The sequence below is a fragment of the Streptomyces sp. NPDC103540 genome (assembly GCF_055584445.1).
Window position 1 is genome coordinate 228,373 of the sequence record NZ_JBVJMA010000001.1, and the last position, 17,919, is coordinate 246,291.

At 71.2% G+C, this 17,919-nt stretch carries 14 protein-coding genes; 1 reads left to right on the forward strand and 13 read right to left on the reverse strand.

Going from position 1 to position 17,919, the window contains the following annotated elements:
* Positions 1–82: 82 nt before the first annotated feature.
* Positions 83–3,241, forward strand: a complete 3,159-nt coding sequence (ileS, locus tag ACZ6ZI_RS01040; protein ID WP_469514146.1) for an isoleucine--tRNA ligase — start codon at positions 83–85, stop codon at positions 3,239–3,241.
* Between the two features lie 258 nt (positions 3,242–3,499).
* Here the strand turns inward: ileS and ACZ6ZI_RS01045 are convergent, their stop codons facing one another.
* The 13 genes from ACZ6ZI_RS01045 to ACZ6ZI_RS01105 form a co-directional block, all read right to left on the reverse strand.
* Positions 3,500–4,741 carry a DivIVA domain-containing protein gene (locus tag ACZ6ZI_RS01045; RefSeq protein ID WP_469514148.1) on the reverse strand — a complete coding sequence of 414 codons (1,242 nt, stop codon included), beginning with the start codon at positions 4,739–4,741 and terminating at the stop codon, positions 3,500–3,502.
* A 76-nt stretch (positions 4,742–4,817) separates the two neighbouring features.
* Entirely contained in the window at positions 4,818–5,114 is a 297-nt protein-coding gene (locus tag ACZ6ZI_RS01050; RefSeq protein ID WP_030155988.1) for a YggT family protein, read from the reverse strand.
* Positions 5,115–5,174: 60 nt separating this feature from the next.
* Positions 5,175–5,792 (reverse strand): cell division protein SepF, encoded by a 618-nt coding sequence (locus ACZ6ZI_RS01055; protein WP_249765630.1) that lies wholly within the window; start codon positions 5,790–5,792, stop codon positions 5,175–5,177.
* A gap of 166 nt (positions 5,793–5,958) precedes the next feature.
* Positions 5,959–6,678: a YggS family pyridoxal phosphate-dependent enzyme gene (locus ACZ6ZI_RS01060; protein ID WP_469514152.1), complete on the reverse strand. Its 720-nt coding sequence runs from the start codon at positions 6,676–6,678 to the stop codon at positions 5,959–5,961.
* Between the two features lie 3 nt (positions 6,679–6,681).
* Positions 6,682–7,413: a peptidoglycan editing factor PgeF gene (pgeF, locus tag ACZ6ZI_RS01065; RefSeq protein ID WP_469514155.1), complete on the reverse strand. Its 732-nt coding sequence runs from the start codon at positions 7,411–7,413 to the stop codon at positions 6,682–6,684.
* Positions 7,410–8,612 carry a cell division protein FtsZ gene (gene ftsZ, locus ACZ6ZI_RS01070; protein WP_363056778.1) on the reverse strand — a complete coding sequence of 401 codons (1,203 nt, stop codon included), beginning with the start codon at positions 8,610–8,612 and terminating at the stop codon, positions 7,410–7,412. Before ftsZ ends, pgeF begins: the two co-directional genes overlap by 4 nt.
* 279 nt (positions 8,613–8,891) lie before the next feature.
* Positions 8,892–9,749, reverse strand: a complete 858-nt coding sequence (locus ACZ6ZI_RS01075; RefSeq protein ID WP_469514159.1) for a cell division protein FtsQ/DivIB — start codon at positions 9,747–9,749, stop codon at positions 8,892–8,894.
* A 23-nt stretch (positions 9,750–9,772) separates the two neighbouring features.
* Complete coding sequence (gene murG, locus ACZ6ZI_RS01080) at positions 9,773–10,867, reverse strand: undecaprenyldiphospho-muramoylpentapeptide beta-N-acetylglucosaminyltransferase (protein WP_363056780.1); 1,095 nt, start codon at positions 10,865–10,867, stop codon at positions 9,773–9,775.
* 6 nt (positions 10,868–10,873) lie between these two features.
* Positions 10,874–12,235, reverse strand: coding sequence for a putative lipid II flippase FtsW (gene ftsW, locus ACZ6ZI_RS01085; protein ID WP_469514163.1), 1,362 nt, complete (start codon positions 12,233–12,235; stop codon positions 10,874–10,876).
* A gap of 67 nt (positions 12,236–12,302) precedes the next feature.
* Positions 12,303–13,751, reverse strand: coding sequence for a UDP-N-acetylmuramoyl-L-alanine--D-glutamate ligase (gene murD, locus ACZ6ZI_RS01090; RefSeq protein ID WP_469514168.1), 1,449 nt, complete (start codon positions 13,749–13,751; stop codon positions 12,303–12,305).
* Positions 13,733–14,803, reverse strand: coding sequence for a phospho-N-acetylmuramoyl-pentapeptide-transferase (gene mraY, locus ACZ6ZI_RS01095; RefSeq protein WP_363056786.1), 1,071 nt, complete (start codon positions 14,801–14,803; stop codon positions 13,733–13,735). The genes murD and mraY overlap by 19 nt, the downstream gene beginning before the upstream one ends.
* Positions 14,800–16,224 (reverse strand): UDP-N-acetylmuramoyl-tripeptide--D-alanyl-D-alanine ligase, encoded by a 1,425-nt coding sequence (locus tag ACZ6ZI_RS01100; protein ID WP_363056787.1) that lies wholly within the window; start codon positions 16,222–16,224, stop codon positions 14,800–14,802. The genes mraY and ACZ6ZI_RS01100 overlap by 4 nt, the downstream gene beginning before the upstream one ends.
* A complete protein-coding gene (locus tag ACZ6ZI_RS01105; RefSeq protein WP_469514172.1) occupies positions 16,221–17,915 on the reverse strand; it encodes a UDP-N-acetylmuramoyl-L-alanyl-D-glutamate--2,6-diaminopimelate ligase in 1,695 nt (564 codons plus the stop codon). Before ACZ6ZI_RS01105 ends, ACZ6ZI_RS01100 begins: the two co-directional genes overlap by 4 nt.
* Between the last annotated feature and the right edge of the window lie 4 nt (positions 17,916–17,919).

Genomic DNA, 17,919 nt, shown 5'->3' on the forward strand with positions numbered 1-17,919 from the left:
AGGAGGGTGGTACCGCGGGAGCCGTCAGCGCTCTCGTCCCTCCGGACGGAAGTGAATCCCGCCGGAGGAAGAGTTCAGCATCGTGACCACACCGCCGCAGTACCGCCCGGTACCCGCCCAGGTCGACCTGCCCGCCCTCGAACACGCCGTTCTCGACTTCTGGCGCGAGAGCAAGACCTTCGCCAAGACGCTGGAGCAGTCCGAGGGCCGCCCCGAGTGGGTCTTCTACGAGGGCCCGCCCACCGCGAACGGCATGCCCGGCGCGCACCACATCGAGGCCCGCGTCTTCAAGGACGTCTTCCCCCGCTTCCGCACCATGCGCGGCTACCACGTGGCCCGCAAGGCCGGCTGGGACTGCCACGGCCTGCCCGTCGAGCTCGCCGTCGAGAAGGAACTCGGCTTCAACGGCAAGCAGGACATCGAGGCCTACGGCATCGCCGAGTTCAACGCCAAGTGCCGCGAGTCCGTGACCCGCCACACCGACGCGTTCACCGAGCTCACGACCCGCATGGGCTACTGGGTCGACCTGGACGACGCCTACCGGACCATGGACCCCGAGTACGTCGAGTCCGTGTGGTGGTCGCTCAAGGAGATCTTCAACAAGGGCCTGCTGACCCAGGACCACCGCGTCGCCCCCTGGTGCCCGCGTTGCGGCACCGGCCTGTCCGACCACGAGCTGGCCCAGGGCTACGAGACGGTCGTCGACCCCTCCGTCTACGTCCGCTTCCCGCTGACCTCCGGCCCGCTCGCCGGCGAGGCCGCCCTCCTGGTCTGGACGACGACCCCGTGGACCCTGGTGTCCAACACGGCCGTCGCCGCGCACCCCGAGGTCACCTACGTCGTCGCCCGCCGTACCGACGGCGAGGGCACGGAGAAGCTGGTCGTCGCCCAGCCGCTGCTGGAGAAGTCCCTCGGCGAGGGCTGGGAGGCCACCGGCGAGACCTTCACCGGCAAGGAGATGGAGCGCTGGACCTACCGGCGCCCCTTCGAGCTCGTGGAGTTCCCGGCGCCCGCCCACTACGTCGTGAACGCCGAGTACGTCACGACCGAGGACGGTACGGGTCTGGTCCACCAGTCCCCCGCCTTCGGCGCCGACGACCTCGCGGTCTGCCGCGCGTACGGCCTGCCCGTCGTGAACCCGGTCCGACCCGACGGCACCTTCGAGGAGGAGGTCCCGCTCGTCGGCGGCGTCTTCTTCAAGAAGGCCGACGAGAAGCTGACGGCCGACCTCGACGCCCGCGGCCTGCTCTTCAAGCACATCGCCTACGAGCACAGCTACCCGCACTGCTGGCGCTGCCACACGGCGCTGCTCTACTACGCGCAGCCGTCCTGGTACATCCGCACCACCGCCGTCAAGGACGCGATGCTGCGGGAGAACGAGAAGACGAACTGGTTCCCGGACTCGGTCAAGCAGGGCCGCTTCGGCGACTGGCTGAACAACAACATCGACTGGGCGCTGTCGCGCAACCGCTACTGGGGCACCCCGCTGCCGATCTGGCGCTGCGAGGAGAACCACCTCACCTGCGTCGGCTCCCGCGCCGAGCTGTCCGAGCTGTCCGGCCGGGACCACTCGGACCTGGACCCGCACCGCCCGTACATCGACGACGTCACCTTCACCTGCACCGCCGAGGGCTGCTCCCTCGAAGCCGTCCGCGTGCCCGAGGTCATCGACGCCTGGTACGACTCGGGTTCGATGCCCTTCGCGCAGTGGGGCTACCCGTACAAGAACAAGGACGTCTTCGAGAAGCGCTATCCGGCGCAGTTCATCTCGGAGGCCATCGACCAGACGCGCGGCTGGTTCTACACGCTGATGGCGGTCGGCACCCTCGTCTTCGACAAGTCCTCCTACGAGAACGTGGTCTGCCTCGGCCACATCCTCGCCGAGGACGGCCGCAAGATGTCCAAGCACCTGGGCAACATCCTCCAGCCGATCCCGCTGATGGACCAGCACGGCGCCGACGCGGTGCGGTGGTTCATGGCGGCCGGCGGCTCCCCCTGGGCGGCCCGCCGCGTCGGCCACGGCACGATCCAGGAGGTCGTCCGCAAGACGCTCCTCACGTACTGGAACACCGTCGCCTTCCAGGCCCTGTACGCCCGCACCTCCGAGTGGGCCCCCTCGGCGGCCGATCCGGCCCCCGCGGACCGCACGGTCCTGGACCGCTGGCTGCTCTCCGAGCTCAACGGCCTCGTGGTCGAGGTCACCGAGGCGATGGAGGCGTACGACACCCAGCGCGCGGGCAAGTTGCTCTCGGCCTTCGTCGACGACCTCTCCAACTGGTACGTGCGTCGTTCGCGCCGCCGCTTCTGGCAGGGCGACGCGGCCGCGCTGCGCACCCTGCACGACGTGGTGGAGACGGTGACCCGCCTGATGGCGCCCCTGACCCCCTTCATCACCGAGCGGGTCTGGCAGGACATGATCGTCCCCGTCACCCCGGACGCCCCGGAGTCGGTCCACCTCTCCTCCTGGCCCGAGGCGGACACCGCGGCGATCGACCCGGTCCTGTCCGGGCAGATGCTGCTGGTACGCCGCCTCGTGGAGCTGGGTCGCGCCACCCGCGCGGAGTCCGGCGTCAAGACCCGCCAGCCGCTGTCGCGCGCGCTGGTCGCGGTGTCGGGCTTCGAGTCGCTCTCCCCGGAGCTGCACTCGCAGATCACCGAGGAGCTGAACGTCTCCTCGCTGGCCTCCCTGTCGGAGGTCGGCGGGTCCCTCGTGGACACGACCGCGAAGGCGAACTTCCGGGCGCTGGGCAAGCGCTTCGGCAAGGGCGTCCAGGACGTGGCGAAGGCGGTGGCCGCGGCCGACGCGGCGGCGCTGTCGCTGGCGCTGCGGTCGGGCGAGGCGAGCGTGGAGGTGAACGGCGAGACGGTGACCCTCACCCCGGAGGAGGTCATCATCACCGAGACCCCGCGCGAGGGCTGGTCGGTGGCGTCCGACTCGGGCGCGACGGTCGCCCTGGACCTGGAGATCACCCCCGAGCTGCGGCTCGCGGGGCTCGCCCGTGACGCGATCCGCCTGATCCAGGAGGCCCGCAAGAACTCGGGGCTGGACGTGGCGGACCGGATCGCCCTGCGCTGGTCCTCGGCCGACCCGGAGGTCGTGACGGCACTGACCGACCACGCGGCGCTGATCGCGGACGAGGTCCTGGCGACGGACTTCGCCTCCGGCGAGGCGGACGCCGCGTACGGCGAGCCCTTCACGGACGAACCGCTCGGCCTGACGTTCCGCCTCCGCAAGGCGTAACCCGTACCGCAGGCGGCCCGCACCCCCACCGGGGGGTGCGGGCCGCTTCGCGTTCCGCGGGGTCGGGGGCGCCTGCGGGGGCGCGGGAGCAAGGGCGTACGGGAGTACGGGAATACAGGAGTACGGATGTACGGCTGGCCCGGCCCCACCGGCGCCCCGGCCGGACCCCGCCCGGGTACGGGAACGGGCCGGGCCCGGTCCCCCGCGGGGGACCGGGCCCGGCCCGAACACTGCTGCCGACGGATGCGGCGGCGGCGCCTAGTTGTCGTCCTCGTCGATCAGGAAGCCCCGCATGGGAGACGGCGCCTGCTGCATCGGCTGCGGACCCGCGGGCCGCACCGGAGCCATCGGCTGCGTCATCGCCGGGGACATCTGCTGCTGGCCACCGTACGAGGGACCGCCGGCCATCGGGGACGGGCCGCCCATCGGCGACGGGGCGCCCATGGAGGGGCCACCCATCGAGTGCCCCATCGAGCCGGCCGGAGCCATCGAGGGGGACGGCGACGGCGGGAGCGCCGGGCCGGCCGGGGTGCGCGGCGGGGCGAGCGAGTCGTCGGCCTGGGTCTCCAGCTGGCGCAGCTGCGACTCCAGGTAGGACTTCAGGCGCGTACGGTACTCACGCTCGAAGCCCCGCAGGTCCTCGACCTTGCGCTCCAGCGTGGCGCGGGCGGACTCCAGCGAGCCCATCGCGACGCGGTGCTTCTCCTGGGCGTCCCGCTCCAGCGCGTCGGCCTTGGCGCGGGCGTCGCGCTCCAGGCCCTCGGCACGGCTGCGCGCCTCGCCGACGATCTTGTTGGCCTCGGAGCGGGCCTCCGCGATCGCCTGGTCGGCGGTCTGCTGCGCGAGCGACAGGACGCGGGCGGCGCTGTCGCCACCGGGGCCCTGCTGCGGGAGCTGCGGCTGACCCATCGGCTGCATCTGCTGCCCCATCGGCTGCATCTGCTGCCCCATGGGCTGCATCTGCTGGCCCATCGGCTGGCCGAGCGGGTTCTGACCACCCATGGACTGCTGCTGCATGGGCTGCATCTGCTGCCCCATGGGCTGCTGGCCCATCTGCGGCTGGCCCATCGGGTTCTGGCCGCCCATGGACTGCTGCTGCATCGGGTTGCCCATCGGGCCGGGGCCCTGCGGTCCGTGTCCGCCGGGGCCGGCGGGCAGCTGGGGCTGGCCGCCCGGCAGCTGCGGCGGACCCATCTGCGGCTGCTGCTGCTGCTGCGGCGGCTGCGGCGGGCCGGATATGGCCGCCGGCACGGGAGCGCCCGGGCCTCGCTGGTCCTGGGGTTCCGGCTTGCGCATGTTCTGCTGCTGCTGCTGGTTCTGCGCGGCGGCACGCGTGGCGGCGGCCAGCTTCGCGCGCAGGTCCTCGTTCTCGCGCAGCAGACGCGTCAGCTCGGATTCGACCTCGTCGAGGAAGGCATCGACCTCGTCCTCGTCATAGCCTTCTCGGAGGCGGACGGTCGTGAACTGCTTGTTCCGCACGTCCTCGGGGGTCAGCGGCATCTCTTCTTCACCTCTACGTAGTCGTCGGCAGTCGGCAAGACCTGGAGCATCCCCGCGCGTGTGGGGAGCACATCGTTCACACGCTTCTCGCAGCGGTGCTCACGAAACTGATGAGGATGTAAACGATGATCATCAGAACGAAGAAGGACAGGTCGAGTGCCACGCCCCCGAGACGCAACGGCGGGATGAACCGCCGAAGAAGCTTGAGCGGTGGATCGGTGACAGTGTAGGTGGCCTCCAGGACGACCACCATCGCCTTGCCGGGTGTCCATGAACGTGCGAACTGGAACACGTAGTCCATGACCAGTCGGAAGATCAGCACGATCAGGAAGCACATCAGCGCGATGTAGACCACTTGCAGTGCGACGCCCATCCCGCGCTTCCCTCTCCCCGTTTTCCGCTCTGTTCCCGGTCCCGTATCTGACGGATCGGTCTAGCTTTGGTTGAAGAACCCGCCCTCCGCGATGCGGGCCTTGTCCTCCGCCGTGACATCGACGTTAGCAGGCGACAGCAGGAACACCTTCTGTGTCACGCGTTCAATGCTGCCGTGCAGACCGAAGACGAGGCCGGCGGCGAAGTCGACCAGACGCTTCGCGTCGGTGTCGTCCATCTCCGTGAGATTCATGATCACCGGAGTGCCCTCACGGAAGTGTTCCCCGATGGTACGGGCCTCGTTGTAGGTCCGGGGGTGCAGTGTCGTGATGCGGTACGGCTCCCGCTCGGAGACGACCTTGGGCATGATCACGGGGGCGTTCTTCTCCAGGTTGGTGCGGTCAGGTGTGATGGATGCCACGGGGGCAATTCGCGCGGGACGTCCGTTTTCTGACGGAATTGGGAGGGGTTCCCGCGGAGCCGGCGGCTGTACGACTCGTACCGGTTCGTCCGTTACGGGCGCTTGGTGCACCGGCTGCTGTCGACGATCCCTCTCCCGGGGGCGCTCCGGCTCCGGCTCGGGTTCGAACTCGTCATCGGGGTCGTACCCCGGGTTGTCGTACCGGTCGTCCTCCACGAGGCCGAGGTAGACCGCCATCTTGCGCATCGCGCCGGCCATTCTCCGAGTCCTCCGCTCTGTGGTGGATCGCCCTGTCACAGGTGTCGCCGCGTCAGCGAAGTCGCTGGGTCACCGAAGTCACCAACTGCCTGCGATCCACGTGGTCTGTCCGCTCATCTGCGGAAATGACCATATTTTCTGCTGTGGTCCGACTTTCTTCGCGACGTTACCCGAGCCGGGGTCTCGCGCCGAGTACCGCAGTGCCGACGCGTACATGTGTCGCACCCGCCCGCACCGCCTGTTCCAGGTCCCCGCTCATTCCGGCCGAGACCATCGTGGCAGTCGGATGGTCCCCGCGCAGGCCGGATGACAATTCCACCAGCCGCTCGAAGGCCGCCTGTTCGCGTCCCGCGTACGGACCGGACAGCGGGGCGACGGTCATGAGACCCTCGATCCGCAGCCCCGGGGCGGCGGCCACGAGGTCCGCCAACTCCGGCAGCAGGTCCGGCGCCGCGCCTCCGCGGGTCCCCCGCTCGCCCGACTCGGCGTCGAGGGCGATCTGCACCAGGACCCCGAGCTCGCGCCCGCGGTCCGTCGCCGCCGCGGAGAGCGCCGTGACGAGCTTCGGTCGATCGACCGACTGCACCACGTGCGCGTATCCCGCCACGGAACGGACTTTGTTCGTCTGCAACTGGCCCACGAAGTGCCAGTCGAGCGGCAGGTCCGCGCAGGCCGCTGCCTTGGGGGCGGCGTCCTGGTCACGGTTCTCCGCAACATGACGGACGCCCAGCTCCGCCAGCAGTCGTACGTCACTCGCCGGGTAGGTCTTGGTGACCACGATGAGGGTCACCTCCTCCCGACCCCGCCCCGCGGCGGCGCAGGCGGAGGCGATCCGCTCCTCCACCCGCGCGAGGTTCTCGGCGAGCTCCGACTTACGATCTGTCATTCTCTAGTCCAACCAGACATATCCGGCGAGCCGCCCGGTCACCCGGTCGCGGCGGTACGAGTAGTGGTCCCGGGACTCCAGTGTGCAGACCGGGGAACGGTGGCGGTCCACCACCCCCGCCTCCGCCAACTGCGCGTGCACCCCGGCGACCACGTCGACGGCCGGCGTCCCCCAGGAGGTCTCGGCCCGCGCGGCCGGAACCACGGCGGCGACGGCCTCGCGCATCTCCTCCGGCACCTCGTAGCACCGACCGCAGACGGCCGGTCCGGTACGGGCGACCATGCGCGCGGGGTCGGCCCCGAGGGCCACCATCGCCTCGACCGCCGCGGGTACGACCCCCGCGACCAGTCCGGGCCGCCCGGCGTGGGCGGCGCCGACGACCCCGGCGACGGGGTCGGCCAGCAGGACCGGCGTGCAGTCGGCGGTGAGCACGGCGAGGGCGAGACCCCGACGGGCGGTCACCACCGCGTCCACCGAGGGGATCGCCTCGCCCTCGACCCAGGGGCCGTCCACCACCGCGACGTCCCGCCCGTGCACCTGGTTCATCCACACGACGCGGGCCGGGTCCACGCCCAGCTCCCGCGCGGCGGTCTCCCGGTTCGCGCGAACGGCGGCCGGGTCGTCTCCGACCGCGCCGCCGAGATTGAGCTCCTCGTACGGAACGGCGCTCACCCCGCCCCACCGGTCGGTGAAGGCGAAGTGGGCGCCGTTCTCGATGTGCTGCCCCAGTGTCACTTCAAGAAGTCCGGAACATCCAGTTCTTCGGCCGGGCTGTCCTGGTAGGGCCTGGCCGTCGGGACCTGCGGCGCGGGGGCCGGGGCCTCGACCGGGATCTCCACGGGAGCCGGGGGCTCTTCGCGCGGGGGAACGGTGCCGAGTCCGCCGAAGGCCGGGCGGACCGGCTCCGGGGCGCGGACGGGAGCCGGGGCCGGCTCCTCGCGCTTGGTGGACGCGGCGCCGATGACGTTGTCCCGGCGGGCCGGGGGCTGTCCGCCGTCGAAGCCGGCGGCGATGACGGTGACCCGTACCTCGTCGCCGAGCGCGTCGTCGATGACGGCGCCGAAGATGATGTTCGCCTCGGGGTGCGCGGCCTCGCTCACCAGCTGCGCGGCCTCGTTGATCTCGAAGAGACCGAGGTCCGAGCCACCGGAGATGGACAGGAGCACACCGCGGGCGCCGTCGATGGACGCCTCCAGCAGCGGGGAGGAGATGGCCATCTCGGCGGCGGCCACCGCGCGGTCGTCGCCGCGGGCGGAGCCGATGCCCATCAGGGCCGAGCCGGCCTCGGACATCACGGACTTGACGTCGGCGAAGTCGAGGTTGATCAGACCCGGGGTGGTGATGAGGTCCGTGATGCCCTGGACGCCCGACAGCAGGACCTGGTCCGCCGACTTGAAGGCGTCGAGGACGGAGACCTGGCGGTCCGAGATGGACAGCAGTCGGTCGTTGGGGATGACGATGAGGGTGTCGACCTCTTCGCGGAGTTCGGCGATGCCGTCCTCCGCCTGGTTCGCGCGGCGCCGGCCCTCGAAGGTGAACGGTCGGGTGACCACACCGATCGTCAGGGCGCCCAGCGAGCGCGCGATGTTGGCGACGACGGGTGCGCCGCCGGTGCCGGTGCCGCCGCCCTCACCGGCGGTGACGAAGACCATGTCGGCCCCCTTGAGGACCTCCTCGATCTCCTCGCGGTGGTCCTCTGCCGCCTTGCGACCGACGGCCGGGTTGGCGCCGGCGCCGAGGCCGCGGGTCAGTTCCCGACCGACGTCGAGCTTGACGTCGGCGTCGCTCATCAACAGCGCCTGGGCGTCCGTGTTGATGGCGATGAACTCGACGCCCTTGAGACCGACCTCGATCATTCGGTTGATGGCATTGACACCACCGCCGCCGACACCGATGACCTTGATGACTGCGAGGTAGTTCTGCGGTGCTGCCACGTCGAAGGCCTCTCGCCTCGAGTTACGTGTCGCCGCCTCGCGGGCCTGCGTTGCGACGACTGATGCCGAAAATGGGACGGTCCGTACGCGCCGACCCGAACCCTCACCCTGAAGTTTAGGGTTAGGGGTATGTCTGTTCTCTGGACTCTTCCGAACAGGACACTAAGTCGACAAGTAGCGCGTGTTCAACGAACACGCCGAACCTCCCGTTTTTCTTTTCACCCTATGTGATCACCCGTATCGGTGGCCAACCAGGGTGCGTCGGTGTTGGACCCGACGTCAACTCCCGGACACCGCAGGGGCGGTGGGAACGCTCACGTCGAAGCGTTCACCCTTGGGCGCGGCCTTCAACAAAGCGGTCAGCGCACGCCCCTTCGCCTCCCCCAGTTCGCCGCTCCCCCACACCACACTGCGGCCCTTGGTCAGCTCCAGTACGACCGAATCGTACGACCGCACCTTGACCTGCAAGGTCTCCTTGGCGACGGCCGCGGGCAGCGCGCCGGCGATGCCGACGGCCTCCCGCAGGAGCCGTTCCTCGTCGAAACGTCGGGCGCTCGGCGCGTGCTCCGCGGCCAGTTCGAGGACCGGAACGCCCGCCGGGGCCTTCGCCACCGTGTCGAATCGCACACCGGACGCGTCCACTTCGACGAAGTCCGCGTCCTTCCTGATGAGCAGGACGGGTTTGCGTTCCGTCACTTTCAGCCCGATTGCGTGCGGCCAGGTGCGGACCACTTCGACCGAATCGATGCGGGGCAGCCGGCCGCGCAGCCGGGCCGCGATCTCGTCGGTGTCGACGCCGACCAGGGGCGCGCCGACGGGCACGGCCGCGGCGGTGAGGACCTGCTCGGGGGTGAGCACCTCGGTGCCGGAGGTCGTGACCTTCTCGACGCGGAGCCAGGAGGAGCCGTAGAGCACCCAGGTGCCGCCGCCGGCGAGGAGCACCGCGGCGGCCAGGACGCCCAGGGCGAGGACCCGGCGCGAACGGACGCGGCCGGGTCCCCGGGGGCCGGAGCGCTCGGACGACCCGGGTCGCCTGGTCGGCTTGGGCGGCTTGGGCGCTTTCGGCGCGCCCTGACCGCCTTTGCCCCGGCCCGCGTTGCCGGGCGTGCCGGGTCGTGCCGTCGTCGCTCCGGCCACTCCTGTGCCTCCTGGGTCTGTGGTCAGCGGGCCCTGCTCGCCGCGACCGCCTCGTGGACCAGGCCGACGAGCAGGTCGTCGGCGTCCCGGCGGCCGAACTCGGAGGCCGCGCGGGACATCTCGTACAGGCGGTGCGGGTCGGACAGCACCGGGAGGATCTGGCCGAGCACCCAGTCGGGGTTCAGCTCCGCGTCGTCGACGAGCAGGCCGCCGCCGGCCTTGACCACCGGCTGGGCGTTGAGCCGCTGTTCGCCGTTGCCGATGGGCAGCGGTACGTAGGCGGCCGGCAGTCCGACGGCGGAGAGTTCGGCGACGGTCATCGCGCCCGCGCGGCACAGCATCATGTCGGCGGCGGCGTACGCGAGGTCCATCCGGTCCACGTACGGTACCGGGACGTAGGGCGGCATCCCGGGCATGTTGTCGACACGCGGCAGTTCGTTCTTCGGGCCGACCGCGTGCAGGATCTGGATCCCGGAGCGCTGGAGGACCGGGGCGACCTGCTGGATCGTCTCGTTGAGGCGGCGGGCGCCCTGCGAGCCGCCGGAGACGAGCAGCGTCGGCAGATTGGGGTCCAGGCCGAAGGCGGCGCGCGCCTCGGGGCGGACGGCGGCCCGGTCGAGGGTGGAGATCGAGCGGCGCAGCGGGATGCCGACGTAGCGGGCCCCGCGCAGCTTGCTGTCCGGGGTGGAGACCGCGACGGCGTGCGCGTAGCGGGAGCCGATCTTGTTGGCCAGTCCGGGCCGGGCGTTGGCCTCGTGGACGATGATCGGTACCCCGAGCCGCTTGGCGGCCAGGTAGCCGGGCAGGGCCACGTAGCCGCCGAAGCCGACGACGCAGTCGGCCTTGGTGCGCGTGAGGATCTCCTCGGCGGCCTTGATCGTGCCGCGCAGGCGCCCGGGGACGGTGATGAGTTCGGGCGTGGGCTTGCGGGGCAGCGGTACGGCGGGGATCAGTCCCAGTTCGTAGCCGCGTTCGGGCACCAGACGGGTCTCAAGGCCGCGTTCCGTGCCGAGGGCGGTGATGCCCACGGTCGGGTCCTGCCTGCGCAGGGCATCCGCGAGGGCGAGCGCCGGCTCGATGTGGCCGGCGGTCCCCCCACCGGCGAGTACGACATGCACCGAAATTCACCGCTCTCCGGACGGACGCTTCTTGACGCGCCGTCTCATCGACTTCCATATCGGCCCGCTCCGCGGTCGGCCGGACTTCGGCCGGCGCATCGCGAGCGCCGCTCGCGCCGCCGGCTCCTCCCGCGCGAAGGCGATGAGCAGTCCGACCGCGAACATGGTCGGGAGCAGGGCGGACCCCCCGTAGGAGAACAGCGGGAGGGGAACCCCTGCGATCGGCAGCAGACCGAGCACCGCACCGATGTTGATCACGGCCTGTGCCGTGATCCAGGTGGTCACGCCTCCCGCGGCATACCGTACGAAGGAGTCCTCCGTGCGTCCGGCCACGCGGATACCCGCATAGCCTAGGGCCGCGAACAGGGCGAGCACCGACAGCGTCCCTGCCAGACCCAGTTCCTCACCGGTGATGGCAAAGATGAAGTCCGTGTGGGCTTCGGGCAGTTGCCCCCATTTTTCCACACTGGCACCCAGACCGGAACCGAACCAGCCGCCGGACGCGAGGGCGTAGATCCCGTGCACGGCCTGCCAGCAGAGGTCGCCCCGGCCCGGTTCCGTGGCCCCGAGGCAGGCGAGTCGGTCCATGCGGTGCGGGCTGGTCTTGATCAGCAGTGCGACGATCACACCAGCGAAGAGGAGGACTCCGACGAACATCCTCGTCGGCGCCCCCGCGAGCCACAACAGCCCGAACAGGATGGCTCCGAGGATCATCGCGGTGCCCATGTCCCCGCCGAGCATGATCAGTCCGAGCAGCAGGAAGGCCACCGGCACCAGCGGCACCAGCAGGTGCTTCCACTGGCTCAGCAGCCCCTTGTCGCCCTTGCGGGCCAGCAGGTCGGCGCCCCACAGGATCAGCGCCAGTTTGCCGAACTCACTGGGCTGGAGCATGAACGGACCGCCAAGGGAGATCCAATTCTGGTTGCCGTTGATCGAGACCCCTATCCCGGGGACCTGGACCAGGACCATCAGGAACAGGGTGCCCGCCAGGACGGGGTAGGACAGCGCCCGGTGGAGCTTGACCGGCATCCGGGAGGCGGCCATGAGCAGGACGCCGCCGATCAGGGCGGCCAGGAACTGCTTCTTGAAGAAGTACGCGTCCCCCAGGCCGAGCTGGAGGGCCTTGATCATGGAGGCCGAGTACACCATCACCAGGCCGAGCACGGTGATGAGCAGCGAGCTGCCGAAAATCAGGTAATACGCGGTGAGGGGGCGGTCCCAGGCCCGGCGCAGCCGTTGCTGCGTGCGCCGCAGCCGCTCCGACGGCCCGCCCCGCGGGGATCCTTTGCCCGGGGCGGGCGGGCGAGGGCGGCCGCGCGGTCCCACCGCGGACGGCCGCCTGCCCGGCAGCACCTGCTTCGCCGGCATCTGTGATCTTCCCCTCCACTCGTACGAGGCGAGCAGCCGGGTCGGGGAGGAAACCCCCTGGATCGACCTAGGCGCTCTCGGCGGCCAGTTCGCGCACCGCGTCGGCGAATGCGTCCCCACGCTCGTTGTAGTTCGCGAACATGTCCATCGAGGCACACGCGGGTGCCAGCAGGACCGTGTCGCCGGGCTCCGCGAGCCGGGCCGCCTCCCGGACCGCCGCGAGCATCGCCCCAGTGTCGGTCCGTTCGAGGTCGACGACCGGGACCTTCGGGGCGTGTCGCGCCAGCGCCTCGGCGATCAGCGCCCGGTCGGCGCCCATCAGGACGACGCCGCGCAGCCGGTCGGCCGCCTTGCGGACGGTCTCGTCGAAGGTCGCGCCCTTGGCGAGGCCGCCGGCGATCCAGACCACCGGTTCGAAGGCGGCGAGGGAGGCCTCCGCCGCGTGCGTGTTGGTGGCCTTGGAGTCGTCGACGTAGGTGACCCCGTCGACCACGTCCACGTGCGCGACGCGGTGCGCGTCGGGGCGGAAGTCGCGCAGCCCGTCGCGCACGGCGCGCGGCTCGACGCCGAAGGCGCGGGCCAGGGCGGCGGCCGCGAGGGCGTTGGCGATGTTGTGCGGGGCGGGCGGGTTGACGTCGTCGACGTGCGCGAGTTCCTGGGCGTTCTTCTGCCGGTTCTCCACGAAGGCGCGGTCCACGAGGATCCCGTCGACCACGCCGAGCATGGAGGGGCCGGGGGCGCCGAGGGTGAAGCCGATGGCACGGCAGCCCTCCTCGACGTCGGCCTCGACGACGAGGTCCTCGGTGGCCCGGTCCGCGACGTTGTAGACGCAGGCGACCGTGTTGCCCTCGTAGACGCGGCCCTTGTCGGCGGCGTACGCCTCCATGGAGCCGTGCCAGTCGAGGTGGTCCGGGGCCAGGTTCAGCACGGCCGCGGAGTGGGCGCGCACGGAGGGCGCCCAGTGCAGCTGGTAGCTGGAGAGCTCGACCGCGAGGACGTCGTAGGTCTCCTCGCCGGTGACCACGTCGATGATCGGGGTGCCGATGTTGCCGACGGCCGCGGTCCTCAGACCGGCGGCCCGCAGGATCGACGCGAGCATCTGCGTGGTGGTGGTCTTGCCGTTGGTGCCGGTGATGGCGAGCCAGGGGGCAGCGTTCTCGCCCCGCAGCAGCCAGGCGATCTCGACGTCGCCCACGACGTCCACGCCGGCCGCGGCGGCGGCCTCGAACAGGGGGCTGTCGGGCTTCCAGCCCGGCGAGGTGACCACGAGGTCGGTCCCCTCGGGCAGGACCTCGCCCGCCCGTCGTCCGTCGTCGAGCCGGCCGAGGCGCACCGCGATGCCCTGCCCGTCGAGTTCGGCGGACCGCGCGCGCAGCGCGTCGCCGTCCCCGTTGTCGACGACGGTCACCCGAGCGCCGAGGCCGGCCAGGGCGCGGGCGGCACTGATGCCGCTCACGCCGAGGCCGGCGACGGTGATGTTCCTGTCCTGCCAGGAGGTCACTTGTCTGCTGCCCATCCCGCGTAGAAGAGACCGAGGCCCACGATCACGCACATGCCCTGGATGATCCAGAAGCGGACCACGACGAGGACCTCGGACCAGCCCTTGAGTTCGAAGTGGTGCTGGAGTGGCGCCATCCGGAAGACGCGCTTGCCGGTCAGCTTGAAGGAGCCGACCTGGATGACGACCGACATCGTGATGAGCACGAACAGGCCGCCGAGGAGCGCCATCAGGAACTCCGTGCGGGAGCAGATGGCGAGGCCCGCGAGCGCGCCGCCGAGGGCGAGCGAGCCGGTGTCACCCATGAAGATCTTGGCGGGCGAGGTGTTCCACCACAGGAAGCCGAAGCAGGCGCCCATGAGGGCGGAGGCGACGACCGCGAGGTCGAGCGGGTCGCGGACCTCGAAGCAGGCGTTCGGGTTGGTGAGGTCGACCGCGTTGGCGCAGGACTCCTGGAACTGCCAGACACCGATGAAGGTGTAGGCGCCGAAGACCATCACGGCGGCGCCGGTCGCCAGACCGTCCAGACCGTCCGTGAGGTTCACGCCGTTGGACATGGCCAGGATCATGAACAGCGCCCAGACCACGAACAGCACCGGGCCGAGCGACCAGCCGAAGTCGGTGACGAACGACAGCTTGTCGGAGGCCGGGGTCAGTCCCCGCGAGTCCTTGAACTGGAGGGCCAGCACCGCGAAGGCGATGCCGACGATCAGCTGGCCGGACATCTTCGCCTTGGCCCGCAGGCCCAGCGAACGACGCTTGACGATCTTGATGTAGTCGTCCAGGTACCCGACGAGGCCCATGCCGGCCATCAGGAACAGGACGAGCAGGCCCGAGAAGCTCGGCTCCTCGCCCGTGATCACCTTCGTCAGGGCGTACGCGATGATCGTCGCCAGGATGAAGGAGATGCCGCCCATGGTGGGCGTGCCCTTCTTCCCGGCGTGGCCGCGGGGGCCGTCGTCGCGGATGAACTGGCCGTAGCCCTTGCGGGCCAGCAGCTTGATCAGAAGCGGGGTGCCGATGACGGTGAGGAACATACCGATGACACCCGCGAACAGGATCTGCCTCATCGGCCGGCGACCTCGCCCTCGCTGTCGAGCAGCGCCTGCGCGACCCGCTCCAGGCCGATCGACCTGGAAGCCTTCACCAGCACGACGTCCCCCGGACGCAGTTCACTGCGCAACAGGTCGACCGCCGCCTGCGCGTCGGACACGAGCACCGACTCCTCACCCCACGAACCCTCGTTATAGGCGCCCAATTGCAGCCAGGACGCTTCCCTGCCCCCGACTGCGACGAGCTTGCTCACGTTGAGCCGGACGGCAAGCCGTCCCACCGCGTCGTGCTCCGCCAGCGACGCGTCACCGAGCTCGGCCATGGGGCCGAGCACCGCCCACGTCCGTCCCCCCTTCGCCTGCGCGGCGCCGCCCATCGCGGCGAGTGCGCGCAGGGCGGCCCGCATGGACTCCGGGTTCGCGTTGTAGGCGTCGTTGACGATCGTGACGCCGTCCGCCCGCTCGGTGACCTCCATCCGCCACCGGGACAGCGTGCCCGCTCCGGAGAGCGCGCTGGCGATCTCCTCGGCGGACATGCCCAGGACATGGGCGACGGCCGCCGCGGCGAGCGCGTTCGACACGTGGTGCTCACCGTACAGCCGCAAGGTCACATCGCCGCACCCGGTCGGTGTGTGGAGTGTGAAGGAGGGCTGTCCCGAGGCCGTCATCCGCACCTCGGTGGCGCGTACGTCGGCGTCCTCGGCCTCGCCGAAGAGGACCGTACGGGCCTTCGTGCGGGCGGACATGGCCCGCACGAGGAGGTCGTCCGCGTTGAGGACGGCGACGCCGCCCTCGGCCTCGGTCGGCAGGGCCTCGACCAGTTCTCCCTTGGCCTGCGCGATGGCCTCGCGACCGCCGAACTCGCCGATGTGGGCGGTTCCGACGTTCAGGACGAGGCCGATCCGCGGTGGGGTCAGGCCGGTGAGGTAGGCGATGTGGCCGATGCCGCGGGCACCCATCTCCAGGACCAGGTGCCGGGTTTCGGCGGTGGCCTTGAGGGCGGTCAGCGGGAGCCCGATCTCGTTGTTGAGCGAGCCGGGCGTCCACACGGTGGGCGCGTGGTGCTGGAGCACCTGCGCGATGAGGTCCTTGGTGGAGGTCTTGCCGGCGGAGCCGGTCAGGGCCACCACGTCGGTGCCGAGGCGTTCGACGACGGCGCGGGCGAGGGCGCCGAGCGCCTTCTCCACGTCGGGCACGACGATCGCCGGGACGCCCACGGGGCGGGCCGCGAGGACGGCCGCCGCTCCGGCGGCCACCGCGCGCTCGGCGTAGTCGTGGCCGTCGACGTGCTCGCCGTCGAAGGCGGCGAAGAGGCTGCCGGGCTCGACCTGGCGGGAGTCGATGACGACCGGACCGCCGATCCGCACCGAGGGATCCGGTATGTCGTGGGGCCGCCCGCCGGTGATGTCGGCGATCTCGGCGAGGGTAAGGGCGATCACTGCTGCACCTCGGCCTGTCGGGCGCCGCGCTGCCGGCTCTCGATGGCCTCGCGCAGCACGGCACGGTCGTCGAAGGGGCGTACGACGCCCCCGGTGTCCTGGCCCTGCTCGTGGCCCTTGCCGGCGACGAGGACGGTATCCCCGGCCTCGGCGCGCGCGACCGCGGCGGCGATGGCCGCGGCCCGGTCGGCGTCGACGAGGACGGTGCCCCGCTCGGCGGGCGGCACGGACACGGCGCCCTCGAACATCGCCGCGAGGATCGCGAGGGGGTCCTCGGAACGCGGGTTGTCGGAGGTCAGGACGGCCACGTCGGCGTACCGGGCGGCCGCGGCGCCCATGGGGGCGCGCTTGGTGGTGTCACGGTCGCCGCCACAGCCCAGGACGATGTGCAGTCGACCGGTGGTGACCTCGCGCAGGGCGCGCAGCACCGACTCGACGGCGTCCGTCTTGTGGGCGTAGTCCACGACGGCCAGGTACGGCTGGCCCGCGTCGACCCGCTCCAGCCGGCCCGGGACCCCGGGGACCGCGGCGACGCCGTCGGCGGCGGTCTGCGGGTCGAGGCCGGCGGTGGCGAGGGTGACGATCGCGGCGACGGTGTTGGCGACGTTGAAGGGGCCGGGCAGCGGGGCGGTGGCCCGTACGCGCTGCCCCTCGGGGCCGACGAGGGTCAGCGTCGAGTCCATGTGGCCGCTGACCACGTCCTCGGCGCGCCAGTCGGCGGCCGGGTCGCCCGCGGCGGAGAAGGTGACGACCGGGATCGACGCCTCCTTGGCCAGGCGGCGGCCGTACTCGTCGTCGAGGTTGACCACGCCGAGGCGGGCGCGGCGCTCGGTGAAGAGCTGCGCCTTGGCCTGGAAGTAGTCCTCCATGTCGGAGTGGAACTCCATGTGCTCCGGGCTCAGGTTGTTGAAGACGGCGACGTCGAAGACGCAGCCGTCGACCCGACCGAGCGCGAGGGCGTGGCTGGAGACCTCCATGGCGACGGCCTCGATGCCACGCTCGCGCATGACCGCGAACAGGGCCTGGAGGTCGGTGGCCTCGGGGGTGGTGCGCTCGGACTTGATGCGCTCGTCGCCGATGCGCATCTCGACCGTGCCGATGAGACCGGTGGTGCGGCCCGCGGCGCGCAGTCCGCCCTCGACGAGGTAGGCGGTGGTGGTCTTGCCGGAGGTTCCGGTGATGCCGATCTGGAGCAGGTCCTCACCGGGCCGGCCGTAGATCGCGGCGGCGAGCTCGCCCATCCGGCCGCGCGGGTCGGCGACGGCGAGCACCGGCAGGCCGGTCGCGGCGGCGCGTTCGGCGCCCGTCGGATCGGTCAGCACGGCGGCGGCGCCGAGGGCGGCCGCCTGGGTGGCGAAGTCCGCGCCGTGCAACCGGGCGCCGGGCAGGGCCGCGTACACGTCTCCGGGGCGTACGGCACGGGAATCGTGCGTGATGCCGGTGATCCGGGCGTCGCCCGCGTCGGGCAGGCCCAGCAGTGCGGCCAGCTCGCCCAGGGGGGTCGGGCGGGCGGTCGCGGGCCGGGGCGCTCCCGGCGGCGCTGCCGGGGCGTCTTTCTGGGCGGTTCTGGGCTGATCAGCGTGGGGCACGGCGGTGAGCGTACCGGGCGCGGTGGGCCGCTCGCGAAGCGAGGGCCCGGCGGGGGCCTCCCCGGCGGATCGGTTCCCGGGATTCGGAGTGATGGATGTCACTGAT

Excerpts from the sequence above, each read along its gene's own strand:
- ACZ6ZI_RS01045 (WP_469514148.1), bottom strand. The coding sequence starts at position 4,741 with ATGCCGCTGACCCCCGAGGACGTGCGGAACAAGCAGTTCACGACCGTC.
- ACZ6ZI_RS01050 (WP_030155988.1), bottom strand. The coding sequence starts at position 5,114 with ATGGGCGTCGCACTGCAAGTGGTCTACATCGCGCTGATGTGCTTCCTG.
- ACZ6ZI_RS01055 (WP_249765630.1), bottom strand. The coding sequence starts at position 5,792 with ATGGCCGGCGCGATGCGCAAGATGGCGGTCTACCTCGGCCTCGTGGAG.
- ACZ6ZI_RS01060 (WP_469514152.1), bottom strand. The coding sequence starts at position 6,678 with ATGACAGATCGTAAGTCGGAGCTCGCCGAGAACCTCGCGCGGGTGGAG.
- ftsW (WP_469514163.1), bottom strand. The coding sequence starts at position 12,235 with ATGCCGGCGAAGCAGGTGCTGCCGGGCAGGCGGCCGTCCGCGGTGGGA.
- murD (WP_469514168.1), bottom strand. The coding sequence starts at position 13,751 with ATGGGCAGCAGACAAGTGACCTCCTGGCAGGACAGGAACATCACCGTC.
- mraY (WP_363056786.1), bottom strand. The coding sequence starts at position 14,803 with ATGAGGCAGATCCTGTTCGCGGGTGTCATCGGTATGTTCCTCACCGTC.